Origin of the sequence: Zooshikella ganghwensis DSM 15267 (genome assembly GCF_000428585.1) — a bacterium.
Lineage (GTDB): Bacteria > Pseudomonadota > Gammaproteobacteria > Pseudomonadales > Zooshikellaceae > Zooshikella > Zooshikella ganghwensis.
In genome coordinates this window covers 19,015-34,765 of sequence record NZ_AUAF01000042.1, presented here as the reverse complement: position 1 = coordinate 34,765, position 15,751 = coordinate 19,015, and the positions used below count along the sequence as shown (strand labels likewise).

Annotated in this window: 15 protein-coding genes and 2 tRNA genes; 6 read left to right on the top strand and 11 right to left on the bottom strand. The window is 42.3% G+C overall.

The window, feature by feature from the left end; translation table 11 throughout:
* Positions 1–290 precede the first annotated feature (290 nt).
* On the top strand, positions 291–980 hold the full coding sequence (locus tag F607_RS0111455) for a substrate-binding periplasmic protein (protein WP_027708200.1): 690 nt from the start codon (positions 291–293) through the stop codon (positions 978–980).
* Positions 981–1,159: 179 nt separating this feature from the next.
* Entirely contained in the window at positions 1,160–1,690 is a 531-nt protein-coding gene (locus F607_RS0111450) for a type 2 periplasmic-binding domain-containing protein (protein WP_157365436.1), read from the top strand.
* A gap of 136 nt (positions 1,691–1,826) precedes the next feature.
* On the opposite strand, the gene F607_RS0111445 is transcribed toward F607_RS0111450, so the two are convergent.
* Positions 1,827–2,882, bottom strand: a complete 1,056-nt coding sequence (locus F607_RS0111445; protein ID WP_027708198.1) for an NAD(P)-dependent alcohol dehydrogenase — start codon at positions 2,880–2,882, stop codon at positions 1,827–1,829.
* A 203-nt stretch (positions 2,883–3,085) separates the two neighbouring features.
* Between F607_RS0111445 and F607_RS0111440 the strand changes: the two genes are divergently transcribed.
* Positions 3,086–3,952 (top strand): AraC family transcriptional regulator, encoded by an 867-nt coding sequence (locus tag F607_RS0111440; RefSeq protein ID WP_027708197.1) that lies wholly within the window; start codon positions 3,086–3,088, stop codon positions 3,950–3,952.
* Between the two features lie 21 nt (positions 3,953–3,973).
* On the opposite strand, the gene F607_RS0111435 is transcribed toward F607_RS0111440, so the two are convergent.
* The 10 genes from F607_RS0111435 to F607_RS0111385 form a co-directional block, all read right to left on the bottom strand.
* Positions 3,974–4,591, bottom strand: coding sequence for a hypothetical protein (locus F607_RS0111435; protein WP_027708196.1), 618 nt, complete (start codon positions 4,589–4,591; stop codon positions 3,974–3,976).
* Between the two features lie 260 nt (positions 4,592–4,851).
* A tRNA-Met gene (locus tag F607_RS0111425) sits at positions 4,852–4,928 on the bottom strand.
* 120 nt (positions 4,929–5,048) lie between these two features.
* Positions 5,049–6,140: a redox-regulated ATPase YchF gene (gene ychF / locus F607_RS0111420; RefSeq protein WP_027708195.1), complete on the bottom strand. Its 1,092-nt coding sequence runs from the start codon at positions 6,138–6,140 to the stop codon at positions 5,049–5,051.
* A gap of 31 nt (positions 6,141–6,171) precedes the next feature.
* On the bottom strand, positions 6,172–6,765 hold the full coding sequence (pth, locus tag F607_RS0111415) for an aminoacyl-tRNA hydrolase (RefSeq protein WP_027708194.1): 594 nt from the start codon (positions 6,763–6,765) through the stop codon (positions 6,172–6,174).
* 26 nt (positions 6,766–6,791) lie between these two features.
* Positions 6,792–7,418, bottom strand: coding sequence for a 50S ribosomal protein L25/general stress protein Ctc (locus F607_RS0111410; RefSeq protein ID WP_027708193.1), 627 nt, complete (start codon positions 7,416–7,418; stop codon positions 6,792–6,794).
* Positions 7,419–7,615: 197 nt separating this feature from the next.
* Complete coding sequence (locus tag F607_RS0111405) at positions 7,616–8,557, bottom strand: ribose-phosphate pyrophosphokinase (RefSeq protein WP_027708192.1); 942 nt, start codon at positions 8,555–8,557, stop codon at positions 7,616–7,618.
* A gap of 62 nt (positions 8,558–8,619) precedes the next feature.
* Positions 8,620–8,694: transfer RNA gene (locus tag F607_RS0111400), tRNA-Gln, on the bottom strand.
* 26 nt (positions 8,695–8,720) lie between these two features.
* Entirely contained in the window at positions 8,721–9,575 is an 855-nt protein-coding gene (ispE, locus tag F607_RS0111395) for a 4-(cytidine 5'-diphospho)-2-C-methyl-D-erythritol kinase (protein ID WP_027708191.1), read from the bottom strand.
* Between the two features lie 24 nt (positions 9,576–9,599).
* A complete protein-coding gene (gene lolB, locus F607_RS29315) occupies positions 9,600–10,238 on the bottom strand; it encodes a lipoprotein insertase outer membrane protein LolB (RefSeq protein ID WP_051311350.1) in 639 nt (212 codons plus the stop codon).
* A gap of 19 nt (positions 10,239–10,257) precedes the next feature.
* On the bottom strand, positions 10,258–11,976 hold the full coding sequence (locus tag F607_RS0111385) for a tetratricopeptide repeat protein (RefSeq protein WP_038291097.1): 1,719 nt from the start codon (positions 11,974–11,976) through the stop codon (positions 10,258–10,260).
* A gap of 418 nt (positions 11,977–12,394) precedes the next feature.
* On the opposite strand from F607_RS0111385, the gene hemA reads away from it, so the two are divergent.
* From hemA to prmC, 3 genes are read left to right on the top strand one after another with little or no spacing between them, the layout of a single operon-like run.
* On the top strand, positions 12,395–13,648 hold the full coding sequence (gene hemA, locus F607_RS0111380; RefSeq protein WP_027708189.1) for a glutamyl-tRNA reductase: 1,254 nt from the start codon (positions 12,395–12,397) through the stop codon (positions 13,646–13,648).
* A 58-nt stretch (positions 13,649–13,706) separates the two neighbouring features.
* Positions 13,707–14,792, top strand: a complete 1,086-nt coding sequence (gene prfA / locus F607_RS0111375; RefSeq protein WP_027708188.1) for a peptide chain release factor 1 — start codon at positions 13,707–13,709, stop codon at positions 14,790–14,792.
* Positions 14,785–15,636: a peptide chain release factor N(5)-glutamine methyltransferase gene (prmC, locus tag F607_RS0111370; protein ID WP_027708187.1), complete on the top strand. Its 852-nt coding sequence runs from the start codon at positions 14,785–14,787 to the stop codon at positions 15,634–15,636. Before prfA ends, prmC begins: the two co-directional genes overlap by 8 nt.
* Positions 15,637–15,751: the final 115 nt, after the last annotated feature.

Here is a 15,751-nt window from a genome sequence, read left to right as displayed (position 1 = left end):
TACCAACGGCTAAAACGTTTTTCACTCATACCGCTGTAACGGTTCATATTTCTATAGGTTGCCTTGCCTTGAAATACGATTAGTGTCGCCAACAATGCCGCTATAAATGTGCGTTGAGGCTTATTAACATTGGACATTGAGCGTAAAACCGTTTTTACTATGCTTTCCAAAGATAGATTCCTGTGACAATACGACTTTGATAACCGCATTCTCGCAGTTTCTATCTTTGGTACAACCTACCACTCTCAGCCAAAAACTGTCTACAGTATTGTTATATAAAAGGTGATCGAATGTTCCTAAAAAAAATTTTGCTGGCTTATTTTATGTTTGCATCTTTCTCAGCTGTTGGTAATGAAACTTGGCTGATAACATCCTTGAATTGGGAGCCTTATTCTGGTGATGAAATGACAAATCAGGGTAACTCCATTCAAAAACTACGAAATATCTTAAAAAAAGATGGTATCACTCTGAATGTAGAGTTTTATCCTTGGAAGCGTGCTCAAGAGATGGCTTTGAAAAAAGGCTACATTGGTTATTATCCTGCGTGGCCTGAGGAAGTAGGGGAAGGATTTGTTGCCTCAAAGCCTGTTGACTGGTCTGAGATTTCAGTACTTAAGCGAACTGGTGCAACAGTTGAGTTTTCCTCTATTGACGAGTTATTTGAAAGATACGACGTTGGTATTGTTAAATCCTATGTATATCCTAACGAAATTAGCCAGGCGATGAAAAAATATCCTAGCCATGTAGAGGGAGCGTCAAATGAAATGTCATTATTGAAGAAAATATCTAAAGGAAGAAATAATGTTGCGATCACGGACCCAAACGTAATGCTTTATTTGGCAGATAAAAATGGAATATTGAATATAGAATTAGTTAAAACCTTAATGCAAAAAGAATTGGTTGTTGCATTGAGAAATGATGACGAAAATAAAGCGCGTATAGAGCGTATCAATAAGTTGTTGAGTGAAATAAATAACTAGTAACTCTGGAGTGTCGTATTATATGAGTTTTTAAGTCTTACTCTGGAAAAATGTAATTTATATGAGTAAAGCAATATTTTCTTACTTTATTGGTAGTAACGCTAATCACAGTGCCACTACAAGCTAAAGACATTTGGAAAATAACCTCTCTTAATTGGGAACCATACTCTGGTGATGCTATGACACACCAAGGAAATTCCATCCAAAAATTAAGAGCAATTTTGAATGCAGAAGGCGTTAAACTTGTTGTTGAGTTTTATCCTTGGTTACGGGCTAAAGAGGTTGCTCGAAAGAAAGGTTATATTGGCTACTTTCCTGCATGGCCTGAGGAGGTAATTGAGGGCTTTGTAGGATCAAAACCTATTGATTGGTCTGAAGTCGCTGTTATGAAAAGGGGGGATACTCAGGTTGAATATAACTCAATTGATAAGCTATTTGAAGTGTATAGTATTGGATTGGTAAAAACCTATATTTATCCCGAGATAATAGACTCAAGAATACAAAAATACACTAAAAATATTGAATGGTCATCTAATGAATATTCATTGCTTAAAATGTTAGCGTCGGGTAGAAGTCATGTGGCAATAACTGATCCTAGTGTTAATTTGTACCTTTCTGAAAAAGAGGGGATTTCGGATATCGAAGTATTAACTGTTTTAATGGAAAAAGAGCTGGTTATTGCCTTTCGAAATGATGAAGAAAATCTTTAAAAATTAAAGTGGTTAAATAATTTTTTGATCAAACTGCAAAATTGAACTTAAATTGCAACTGCCGTCTCTCTAAAATAAAGCTAAAAGAAAAGGATGCACAAGAATATTCTTCTTATGCATCCCATAGTATTTGGATTTAGCTATCTTTTAAACTCGCCATATCGATGACAAACCGATATTTTACATCACCTTTTTTCATCCGCTTATAAGCAGCATTGATATCTTGAATGCTAAGCATCTCAACATCACAGTTGATATTATGCTCTGCGCAAAAATCCAATACCTCTTGTGTTTCAGCTATTCCACCAATCAGGGAGCCTGTAAGTATACGGCGTTTCATGACTAACACACTGGCTTGTAGTGCCGGTTCAATGGGCTCTAATAGCCCAACTATGACATGAACACCATCATATTTAAGACAGTTAATGTATGGGTTTAAGTCATGTTGGACAGGTATTGTATCTAATAAAAAGTCAAAAGTTTCTGTTGCTGAAGACATCTGCTCTTGATCACTGGAAATAATAATATGATCTGCACCTTGTTTTTTAGCTTCTGCTACTTTGCTTGCTGAACGAGTAAAAATAGTTACTTCAGCACCCATGGCTTTGGCGAATTTTACGCCCATGTGACCTAGGCCACCCATACCTATAATTCCAACTTTGTGGCCTGGTTGGATATTATAATGCTTAAGCGGTGAGTAGGTGGTTATACCTGCACAAAGAATCGGTGCTGCAGTGGCTGGATCAAGTTGATTGGGTATATTTAAAACAAAGCGCTCACTCACAACAATCGTTTCAGAGTAACCGCCAAAAGTAATATGTTGATCATGACGATCCTGTCCATTATAGGTGCTGACCATACCTTCTTGACAGAATTGTTCTACACCTTCATGGCATGCTGAACATGTACGACAGGAGTCGATCATACATCCCACACCGACAATATCACCTTCTTTATACTGAGTTACACTTTTACCTACAGCAGTTACATGGCCGATAATTTCATGCCCAGGAACCACAGGATAAATACTCATGCCCCAGTCATTTTCTGCAAAATGAATATCAGTATGGCATACACCACAATAGTCTATTTCGATAGCTACATCATCGTCTCTGAGCGCGCGTCGCTCAATATTATGAGGTGCTAGACCTGATGTTGCGGATTGTGCTGCATAGGCTTTCGTTAGTGTCATGTGAGTATTTCCTTATTTAAGATTAAGGAGGGAGTCGCCGTAAGCAATTTGGCTTTATTGTGAGGGTCCTTGTTTTTTTTGCCATCAACAAAAGTATGGTATTTTTGCCAATTCCTCCAGATTTATTATCTTTGATTGAATCAGGGGAGCTACTAACAGCATACTGAGTCGTCAAGTGATTCGTAAAGGTTTATAGGTTTAATATGGGTTGTCCTGAGATGTTGGCGCTAATTCGCCAGCTGGTAAAACATGATGGAATCTCCGAAACGCTGTTGCCTGAAGTGTTCATTTTTTCAAGTCATAAACCACAACCTAGGGTTCCTTTAATGTATCAGCCTAGTCTGTGTATTATTGCTCAGGGGCGAAAAATCGGCTATTTAGGTGAGAGGGAGATTCGTTACGATGAGGGTCATTATTTAGTACAAACCTTACCTTTACCTTTTGAGTGTGAAACCTTTGCATCTGAAGAGACACCATTGTTTGGTATTTCTGTCAGTATTAATGCGGCTACATTAGCGGAGCTGGTTTTAGCATTGGCTGGTCCGCAATCGAAAGAGGGTAATGCAGAGCTGCCAAAACCTATGGACTCTGTAGCCATGACGATTGGTATGGAAGAAGCCGTTATAAGGCTGTTAAGGGCTTTACATGATCCTCAAGCGGCTAGAGTGGTGGGAAGTAATAGAGTAAGGGACGTTATTTTTGAAGCACTTCAGGGGGCACAAGGGCCTGCACTAAAGGCTTTGGTTCAAAATCAAGGACATTACTCGCGAATTGTACAGGTTTTGACTCAAATGCATTCAGAGCTGGCAGATGAAATTTCCGTTGAACAGTTAGCGCGTCGGGCAAATATGAGCTTATCAACATTTCATCATCATTTTAAACAAGTTACTCGCTCTTCTCCTATACAATATCTAAAAAGGCTTCGTCTTATAAAAGCACAGCTATTACTGAGTCATGATGAGTTAAATGTCACTCAAACGGCATCTGCAGTAGGCTATAAAAGTGTTAATCAATTTAGCCGGGATTATAAGCGCTATTTTGGGGTGAGTCCTATCCAGCATAAAGTCTAGGTAAGATAGGACTCAGACATATTAATCCGTTAAGCTGATTGCTGGATTGGCCTCATCAAGAAAACCATCATCTTTTATTTGTTTTAAAAGGTAACGATACATATTCTTACGTACTTTGGGTACCACTGAAAAGTCATGGGATGGGAAAGCAAATATCATAGGTAGCCATTGAACTAAAGTTACAGAGTCCTTCAAAAGATATTTTTTCTGACGACCTTCTTTATTCTGAATAATAGCATTTACTTCATAGTTAGATGTTGCCCAGGATGGAATTGTATATAGGCTTAAACCAGTAATAAATGCTGGTATAAGGGCTGCAGGGTTACCTGCTTCAGTGATTATTAGCTCAAGTTTTAATTCAGCCTCAGGATCATTCGCTGATATACGGCTAAAATAACCTGATTTTTCAAGAACAGTTGTAAGTTCACCTTTAATAATATTTTGAGCAAATTCTGGTTGCTTCGATGGTTTTGAAAATCCTCCTTTTGCTAGAGAAGTAAAAGAAAGTGATTTTTTATTTTTGATATTAATATTGGTTTTATCTAGCGATGTACTGGGGATATTACCTCCTTCGTACATTGCGCAGCCAGACATAAGAGAAATTAAATATATAATTATTAGCGTTGAAAGTTTATTCATTTTTTACTGCTATTAAGTAAGGATAGAGTTGGTGATTAAATGGAGGTATTCTAGTAGTAATGTTTAATTTTTAAATGGTTTTCAAGATACTCCTGAATATAAATGATTTAAGTCAAGATTAGAGCAGGCTGCTCTGTGGGTTGGATACTGAGAGTAGATTTAGGAATGCTAAGTTTTATTGACGCCAAAATAAACGTAAATGGTGGCGTGCAGGTTTACAGGCAAAAAAAAGACCAACAACATGTCGGTCTTTTAAAAAATGGTAGCTACGAGTGGATTTGAACCACTGACCCTCGCATTATGAATGCGATGCTCTAACCAACTGAGCTACGTAGCCAAAGGATGGCGCGTATTTTAGGGGTTTTATGTTTAATGTCAACCCCTTGTCATGCTCTTTTTAACCTATCGATGTTTGTAGCCCTTGCTTGCATTATATATGCTTGGCAAAGGTTATAGGTTACACATTAAAACGGAAGTGGATAACATCACCATCTTGTACAATATAGTCTTTACCTTCAAGGCGCCATTTTCCAGCTTCCTTAGCACCCTGTTCACCATTGTGGGTAATGTAGTCATCGTAGCTGATAATTTCGGCTCGAATAAACCCTTTTTGAAAGTCTGTATGGATAACACCCGCAGATTCAGGGGCTGTTGCACCAATTTTTGTGGTCCAGGCTCTTACTTCTTTTACCCCAGCAGTAAAATAAGTTTGTAAGCCGAGTAATTGATAGCCTGCTCTGATTACACGATCTAAGCCAGGCTCTTCCATGCCCAAGTCAGCAAGGAATTCATCACGCTCTTCATCTTCAAGTTCTGCAATTTCCGCTTCAAGTTTATTGCAAATAGGAACAACCACTGCGCCTTCTTGAGCAGCAATTTCTTCGACCACTTTTAAATATGGGTTGTCAGTAAAGCCATCTTCGTTGACATTGGCAATGTACATGGTTGGCTTTGTCGTGAGCAGGTGAAATTGCTTGATTTGAGCATGCTCATCTTCAGTGAGGGAGAGTGAGCGCACGGGAAGGCCTTCGTTCAAGTGAGGTAAGAGCTTTTCAAGCATTGCTTTTTGTTTTATTGCTTCTTTATCGCCGCTTTTGGCAACTCTTACAAGACGTTGTAATTGGCGTTCAACACTTTCTAAGTCTGCCAGGGCAAGTTCAGTATTAATGACTTCGATATCTCTGGCAGGGTCAACCTTGTTAGCTACATGAATGACGTTGCTATCTTCAAAACAACGTACAACATGAGCAATTGCGTCAGTTTCACGGATATTAGCAAGGAACTGATTACCAAGCCCTTCGCCTTTGGATGCTCCTTCAACCAAGCCGGCGATGTCAACAAACTCCATACTGGTAGGAATTACACGCTCTGGCTTTACTATCTCGGCTAATGCGTTTAGGCGAGGGTCAGGCATAGGAACTACACCTGCGTTAGGTTCAATTGTGCAGAAAGGAAAGTTTTCAGCGCCAATGCCAGCTTTAGTCAGAGCATTAAAGAGAGTGGACTTACCCACATTAGGTAAACCAACGATACCGCAGTTAAAACCCATGGTCTGTGTTCCTTTCACTTGAAAAGTAAGTTTAGCCTTTAAAACGGTGCAACTGTTGTACTGCCAATTGCCAAGAGCCAGTGATTGCTTCAGGTAACAGGTGAATTGCCTCATGCGAGACAGCATCGATTAAATCCTGCTCTTGTCGTGGCGCTCGACTTAACACAAAGCCAACAACCTGCTCTTTAATACCTGGATGACCGATACCAATGCGCAGGCGAAAAAAGTCTTTGCAGTTTCCCAGCTTATTAATGATATCTCGCAGGCCATTGTGGCCACCGTGACCACCACCCTGTTTTAAACGGGCAATACCTGGAGCTAAATCTAATTCATCATGGGCAACAAGAATGGCTTCAGGAGGGATTTTGTAAAAGTTAGCGTAAGCCTGAACAGCTTTGCCGCTGAGATTCATGTACGTTGTGGGGATAAGTAAATGTAGGGTTCGCCCTTTAATCTTTACTTGTGCCACTTCACCATGGAATTTCTTCTCTGGGTGGAGGGTTGAACCGAACTTACGGGCTAACCCTTCAACAAGTATGGCACCAGCATTGTGCCGAGTATTAACATACTCGGCACCAGGATTCCCTAGGCCGACAACTAACTGAATGTTTGCTTCGGGGATCATTTTAGCCATGTTGGCAAAACCTCAGATTACTCTGCAGAAGTTTCTTCGTCAGCAGAGCCTTCATCAGCAGAAGCACGTGTAGCCTGTACAACTGCAACGGTATTATCGTGGTCTGCACCATGAGATAGCTCAACGAGCTCAACGCCTTCTGGTAGTTTCAAGTCAGATAAGTGAACACTTTGACCAACGTCAACTGCAGTCATATCAACTTCAATAAACTCTGGTAGGTTTGCTGGCAGACAGCGAACTTCAACTTCAACAGCAGAGTGAGCAACAACACCACCGGCTTTTACGCCAACGCTCTTATCTTCGTTGATGAAGTGTAAAGGTACGTGGGTAGTGATTTTTTGGTTAGCACTTACACGCAAGAAGTCTGCATGCATGATGAAACCTTTAGCAGGGTGACGTTGTAAGTCTTTCAGGATTACCTGCTCTTGCTGGCCATCAAGCTCTAGAGTCAGGATATGAGAGTAGAAAGCCTCATTTTCGAGCGCTTTAGCGATATCTTTTTGAGGTACAGAAGCTTGCGCAGGTGCTTTTTGGCCACCATAAATAATAACTGGAACTTGTTGCGTTTCACGACGCAGGCGGCGGCTCGCACCTTTCCCTACATCTTCACGCTTTTCCAGTGTTAAAGAAAATTCGTTAGACATTGAAGAACTCCTGAATAAGGTCAAATCCACTGTGGCATCTCGCGACCAAGAGCACAGCAATAAATTGCCACAAAAAAGGCGCGCGAATAATAACCTATTTCTTAGGCTTTTGCTCGCATTTTTTAAGATTTTGATGGCAACTGAGGGGTATAGGGGTAAGTAGTTTACCCCCATAAGTATAGAGCTTTAGCTAATAATCAGCGAAAGAGGGCGCTGATTGATTCTTCATTACTAATTCTGCGTACGGACTCAGCAATCAGGTGTGACATATCCAGCTGACGGATTTTACTACACTGTTTAGCGGCTGAAGAAAGAGGAATGGTATTGTGGACAACCAGCTCATCGAGTTGAGAGGAGTTAATGTTATCCATCGCACGGCCAGAGAGTACAGGGTGTACACAGTAAGCCAGGATTCTGGAAGCGCCTTTTTCTTTCAATACGCGTGCTGCCTGGCAAAGAGTGCCTGCAGTATCAACCATGTCATCAACCAGAATACAGGTACGCCCTTCAACATCACCAATAATGTTCATGACTTCAGCCTGATTGGCAGCTGGTCTTCGCTTATCAATGATAGCTAGATCTGTGTTGAGTTTTTTGGCGATTGCACGAGCGCGGACCACACCACCAATATCAGGAGAGACAATAATAAGGTCCTCAATACGTTGCTGAGAAATATCATCCAGCATGATGGGGGAGCCATAGATATTGTCTACAGGAATATCAAAGAAGCCTTGAATCTGATCTGCATGTAAATCAACTGTTAACAGCCGATCAACACCTACTGCAGTGATCATATCAGCTACTACTTTGGCGCTAATTGGGACTCGGGTAGATCGGGGGCGTCTATCCTGGCGAGCATAGCCAAAATAGGGAACAACAGCAGTAATACGGTTGGCGGAAGAACGGCGTAAGGCATCAGCCATAACGACCATTTCCATCAAGTTGTCATTGGTAGGAGCACAGGTGGATTGAATAATAAAAACATCTTTACCGCGGACGTTTTCATTAATTTCGACAGCGATTTCACCATCACTGAAACGACCGACGTAAGCGCGACCAAGAGGAATACTTAAGTGATCGACAACCTTTTGAACCAGATCCGGGTTTGAATTGCCCGCAAAGACCATCATTTTAGACACGGTAATTACCTTTTTGGGTCATATTTTTTGATGGGTTGGGATAGGTGGTGTGAAACTTAATTTGGCTGGGGTGGGAGGATTCGAACCTCCGCATGACGGGATCAAAACCCGTTGCCTTACCGCTTGGCGACACCCCAGTGTCTTGTGTGTTACCGGGTGCGAATTATATTGAATTCGTCCGGCTTTGCAAGTGTTTGTGTAATATTGACTGGTTACACCCTCTTGCAAGGAAGGCTTGCAGATCATCCGGTAGCTGCTTAAAAGCTCGTTCGGCGCTGTTTTTATCTGCAAATTCAGCAAATAGACAAGCACCTGTTCCGGTCAATCTTGTCGGGGCGAGATTATTAAGCAATTTGAAAACTTTATCAACCTCTGGATAACGCTTTCTAACGATTGCCTCGCAGTCGTTTCTAGCACCCCGCTGCAAGTAGGCGGCAACTGTAATAGGATCAGAGTCTCTTGTCAAATCTGGGTGCTGAAAAATTTCGGCTGTACTGATGTGGCAGTTTGGCTTTACCAGAATAAACCAAGGTTCTGGCAGTACTACTGGAGTCAGTTGTTCACCCACACCTTCTGCCCAGGCTGCCTGCCCATGAACAAACACAGGGACATCAGCCCCAAGCTGTAATCCAAGTTCGGCAAGTTTTTCATTAGAGAGACGGGTTTGCCAAAGTATGTTCAGGCCATGCAAAACCGTTGCAGCATTAGAGCTGCCTCCCCCAACACCACCACCCATAGGTAAGCATTTGTGAATTGAAATATCGGCACCCAGGGAGGTATTGGTTGCTAACTGTAGTATTTTGGCGGCTTTGATCGCTAAGTTATCGCAATCAGCCAAACCCGCAAAAGGTGTCAGTAAATTGAGTTTCCCATCATCACGCACTGTCATGGTGATGTCATCAGCTAAATCAAGAAACTGAAACAGGGTTTGGAGCTGATGGTAGCCATCAACTCTGCGCCCTAAGATATGAAGAAACAAATTAAGCTTTGCGGGTGCGGGGAGTGTTAACTGCTGCATAGGCTGAAATCAAATGAGTCTCGATTAAATGTGCCATTCACTAATAATGAACGTTAATTTGTACTGGTCATTACTGACTCTGATCTTTCTAGGCAGCCATAGGTTATTAAACTGCTGATAATCGAAATACTTAATTTCCCAGCCATTTTGTTTGATTTCTGCCAGCAGGCCCTGTTCGTTCAGATTAGGTTGGGTATCACTGGATGGGTCAGGAATGCCTTTAATCCAGTGTTGCATATTAGAAATAGGCAGTGTCCAGCCAAGCTCACGAGCGAGTAGTTGTTCTGGGCTGTCAGCGGTAAATAGTCTTGAATCAGCTGTATTCATGACAACCCAGCCTGGTTTGCCCATGATTTCAGCAACACCCTGACCTAAAGGTCCAGATAGACGAATAGTATAAAGGTGGTTTTGTTGCTCCCAGTCCAAGTAAGCACTAGAGCTGTCATTTGGCGTACGAATACCTAGTTTACCTTCTAATGACCAGGTATCAATTTTCGATAATTGTTGCTGGTGCTTCAGCCAAAACTTTTCTCGCTCGCTTAAGTTAAGCGCTTGTTTTTCTTTATCTAAGGGCCAGTAGTCTGTTTTGACACTTTGTAATAAAGAACATCCACTGGCAAGTAACGTCAGTGTCACAATAAGAAATAAGCGAAATGTCTTCATAAGATTGTTTGGTTAAGGTCTATGGTTTTTGGACATTGAGGCGTTGCATTGTGCGCTGCAGAATTTCACTATCTGGCTTTTCTTGCAAGGCTTTTTGCCAAACATCGAGCGCTTCTTGTTTTTTGCCCAATACCCAGAGCACTTCACCGAGATGCGCTGCAACCTCATGATCTGGAAAGGCTGCAAACGCTTTGCGAAGCAAGGTTAATGCTTGTTGATGGTTGCCAAGTCTAAACTCTACCCAACCCAAGCTATCAATAACCGCAGGGTCATTGGGTGTAATACTGTAGGCTTGCTCAATTAATTTTTTGGCTTCTTGCAGGCGATTGGTTTTATTGGCGAGAGTATAACCAAGCGCATTGAGGGCAAGGGCATTATTGGGGTCTAGCTTAATAATTGAGCGAAGATCTGACTCCAAAAGGTCAAGGTTGCCCATTTTTTCAGCAACCATGGCTCTCGCGTATCGTAGGTTAATATGATTGGGTTCTGTTTGTAATGCTTGGTCAAGCGTTTGCTTGGCTTCTGGGTAGGCCCGCTGGTTGCTGTAGGCTTCAGCCTCAATCATATAAAGTTGCGCGGATAGCTTAGGGAAATCTTTACGGGCCTGATTAAAGTAATCAGTAATAGCTTTGGTTTGCTTTTGTTCTAGCAAGATTAACGCTAGCTGATAGTAAGCCTGAGAAAACTCATGGCTTGGCTCAACCTTTGTGTAAAACTGGATGGCTTTATCAAACTGTTTTTGTTCTTCTGCAATCCGACCTAGATAATAATTAGCAGCATTACTGAGTTGCTTATCACTTTGCAACTGCTTGAAATAGCTTGCGGCCTTTTCGTACATTTCATTTTCGAGGGTAATCAGACCAAGTGAAAAAATAATTTTGGAGTCATTAGGTGATAATTTTTGCAGTTCAGTAAACTGAGTTTGAGCGTCTTCTAGTTTTTTCTGATGTATTAGGGTGCGTGCGTATAGAAGACGAAGGCGTACATCTTCCTTATGACTCTTTATGGCTTTTGCCAGGTAGTTTTCAGCTTCTTCATACTGTTTGAGGTGAATGAGTAAGCGGCCTTTGAGGTTGATGACTTTGGGGGAAGGCTCACTGTCATCTAGTACTTCGTCAACAAGTTCCAGACTTTGCTGATACTGTTCATTTTGTTCAAGCAATAATGCTTTGGCAAAGCGCAGTTGTGTGTTTTCAGGATGCTGTGCTAGTGCCTGGTTAAACATGGCTATGAGTTTAGTGCGCTCTGAGCTAGGTAATTCAGCGGCATTGAGGGCGATAAAGTCAAAGTGGGTTTCACCATCTAATGCCAGAGACTCAAGCATTGCCTGCAAGGCTGCTTCAAACTGACCGTTATAGCTTAAGTGAATAGCTTTGGCTTGGAGGGCGCGGGTATTGGCTGGATCCGTTTCACTCCATAAAGAGGCTGCTTGTAGGGCAGCCTGCTTGGCACCAATATATTGGGCAATTTGATAGGCACGTTCAGCCACACCTGGGTCTTTAGTTTTTTGTGCTTCGCGTAGGTAATTTCCCAGGCCAATATCAAAGCGCTGCTGCTTATTTGCCAGTTCAGCTAATAGCAATGCGTATAGAGTGTCAGGAGTGAAAGAGGCTGTAGGGGGGGCTTCAGTTTGCTGTGATGCTTTTTTATCCTCTGAAGGCTTTAGCCCGGTACAACCTGCAAGTGTGGCACAAAGCGTAACTGTTAATAAGAGTGTTCCATTGCGAAGTGTGGTCATCAATGTTTAATACCTACGTAATCGATAGTTCGCCAGTCACTTACCAAGCGCAGAAAAGCGCCTCGCCAGAAAAAATTGCTTTGAAGACTGATGCCTTACTTCGCGCATGGACCACTGGGTAAATTCTGACTTATCTTAGAAAGAAACATTCTCATGTTTTTTTGCATATTCACATTGGCAGTTTTAGGGGTATTCTGCAAGTGTAGACTGATTGATTGATAAACTGTTCAATGTGGATGCAATATTTTGTAATCCTAACGGGCTGGTTGCAGTTATAGGTTATTCATAGGAAAATTCGCGGTCTTTACGCCTAAGAATAAGTTAAGTTCGGTATTGTCTAGCAGTAAAAATTGATGTTGTACCCTTCGTAAGGGGTATATTGATGCTGTGAACAGGTCCTGATAATTAGTGAAGTGATATGGGTTTTTTGGCACTGGGAATAAATCATAATACAGCAAGCATTGCGATGCGTGAGCGAGTATCGTTTACGCCTGAGCGACTGCAAGATGCCTTGCTGTCTGCCCAGAAAATAATGGGAGTTCGAGAAACCGCCATACTCTCTACCTGTAACCGGACAGAAATTTACTGCTCTTTAGACCAAGTTGAGCCTAAAGTATTACTCCATTGGCTTTCTGAGTATCATCATTTACATGATGAAGATGTGAGCAATTACATTTACTGCCATAAACAAGAACAGGCAGTTCAGCATCTTATCCGGGTAGCCTGTGGTTTGGATTCAATGGTGCTGGGAGAACCGCAAATTCTTGGGCAGATTAAAACGGCTTATGCGCAGGCACAAGAAGCAGGAACTGTTGGACCGGCATTACGACGCTTGTTTCAGACTTGTTTTTCTGTTGCCAAGCAAGTACGAACTCAAACCAGTATTGGACAAAACCCTGTTTCAATAGCTTATGCTGCAGTTTCACTCGCTCGGCAAATCTTTGCTGATTTATCAGAAACATCTGTTCTGCTGATTGGCGCTGGAGAAACCATTGAGCTTGTTGCTCGGCATTTGTTTGATATCAATGTTAAAACCATTATTTTTGCCAATCGAACATTAGATCGAGCTGCGAAATTAGCAGATAAGTTCAATGCGCAATCAATTGCTTTAGCTGACATTCCTGATTATCTTCCCAAGGTGGATATAGTTATTGCTTCAACAGCCAGCCAGCTGCCTGTGCTTGGCAAAGGGGCTACTGAACGAGCATTGAAGGTGCGTAAACACCGGCCAATGTTTATGGTTGATCTAGCCGTTCCTCGGGATATTGAACCCGAAGTCAGTGAGCTTGCTGATGTATATTTATATACCGTTGATGATCTTCGTGAAGTGATTGATGAGAATGTTCGGCAGCGTGAGCAAGCCGCATCAGAGGCCGAGAAGCTGGTATTAGAGGGTGCTGCAGAGTTTATGCTCAAGCTCAAAGAGCTTGATGCGATTGATGTGCTGAAAGCCATTCGAAAAAAAGCGGATATGCTCAAGGAAACTGAATTAGAGAAAGCACAACGTCAATTAAAAAATGGGGCAGATCCGGAGGCAGTGTTAGCTCAGTTTGCACATGCACTGACGAATAAATTAACGCATGCGCCCAGTGTGCAAATCAAGAAAGCAGGGGCTGAAGGAAGAATGGATTTGGTTAACTGGGCACAGTACCTGTTTGAAACAGATCAATAGCCCTTGCGCTAATTCTTGTAATTTTTGTTAAGTATTAACACTTGAAAGTCTGAGGATCATGAAGCCTTCTATTCACGCTAAATTAGAAAACCTGGCCGAGCGCTATGAAGAATTGGCCGCCCTCCTAAGTGATGCAGAAGTCATTACCGACCAGGAGCGATTTCGTAAATTCTCTAAAGAATATGCCGATTTAGAGGATGTTGTCAGCTGCTTTAAAAAGTATCAACAAGCCAAAGAAGATCACGAAGAAGCTGAAGCTTTAGCCAAAGATGGCGATGCAGAAATGCGAGAAATGGCTCAGGAAGAGTTAGTGACAACAGCAAAGCTTATTGAAGAGCTTGAGCAAGCATTACAGGTTTTATTATTGCCTAAAGACCCTAATGATTCTCACAATATTTTCCTAGAAATACGTGCTGGAACAGGTGGTGATGAAGCCGCTATCTTTGCCGGTGACTTGTTCCGTATGTACAGCCGTTATGCTGAGCAACAAAAGTGGAAAGTGGAAGTAGTTAGCACCAATGAGGGTGAGCATGGCGGTTATAAAGAAATTATCAGTCGGGTAGTGGGTGAAGGTGTTTACGGTATGCTCAAGTTTGAGTCAGGTGCTCACCGTGTACAGCGTGTGCCTGAAACTGAGTCTCAAGGCCGTATTCATACTTCAGCATGTACTGTTGCGATCATGGCTGAGCCTGATGAAATAGAGCAGATAGAAATCAATAAAGCCGACTTGCGCATCGATACTTTCCGGGCATCTGGAGCGGGTGGACAGCACGTTAACAAAACAGACTCTGCTATTCGTCTAACGCACTTACCCACAGGGATTGTCGTTGAATGCCAGGATGAACGTTCTCAGCATAAAAACAGAGCAAAAGCGATGTCACTGTTAGCGGCGAAATTAAATTCTGCTGCTGAAGAAGTTGCGCGGAAAGAAGTGGCTGACCAGCGTAAGAGTCTGGTGGGTAGTGGTGATCGTTCGGAACGGATTAGAACGTATAATTATCCACAAGGCCGGGTTACGGATCACCGTATCAATCTAACACTGTATAAGTTACCAGAGGTAATGGAAGGCTCTTTAGGTTCTGTAATACAGCCATTACTTCATGAGCATCAGGCCGAGCTACTGGCATCCATGAGTGATGACTGAGTTAACTATTGCGCAAGCCCTAGCGATGGCGGGTGATCTGAAAACAGTTTCTAGTGAGCCTGAAGTTGATATTGAGCACTTGCTTTGCTTTGTATTAAAGCAACCTCGGAGCTACTGCTTTACCTGGCCAGAAAAAACACTGTCTTGCGAACAGCAAACCGCTTTTTTGGCATTGTTGGATGCACGTAAAGAGGGACAGCCTGTCGCTCATTTACTTGGGGAAAGGGGGTTTTGGAAATTTGATCTTGAGGTATCAAATGCCACCCTCATCCCTCGCGCTGATACGGAATTATTGGTTGAGACGATTTTGCAGCATCATGCAAAAGAACAGAGTAACCAAGTGTTGGATTTAGGCTCTGGTACAGGTGCTATTGCGTTGGCGCTTGCCTATGAGCGACCTCATTGGCAAGTACTGGGGGGGGATGTGGTGCCTGAGGCGGTAGCGCTGGCAAGGCGTAATCAGCTGCGTGTCGGTGTTAATAATATTCAGTTTCTTGAAAGTGACTGGTTTTCAGCAATTCCTGAAGCGACACGCTACAACATTATTGTCAGTAACCCTCCGTATATTGATGCCTTAGACCCTCACTTACAGCAAGGTGATGTGCGCTTTGAGCCAAAATCTGCTTTGGTTGCTGCACAAAATGGTATGGCGGCTATTAATCATATTGCACAATTAAGTACTTGCTACTTGAAGCCGGGCGGGTATTTGTACTTTGAGCATGGTTTTCAGCAGGCTGAAGTGGTACGACAGTTGTTAACTAAACTGGGTTATACCCATGTTCAGTCCGCATTCGATTTTGGTGGACAGGAACGAATTACTTGGGGAATATGGCCATCGTGCTAAGCTAAACCCTTTTTGGGTAATTTAATCGTGTCTATTAAGTCATCAACTGTTGTATTTCACTTTTTATGGTTATGCTGCAATGTTTAGCAATGACTTGCCTGTTCAGATGCAGTGA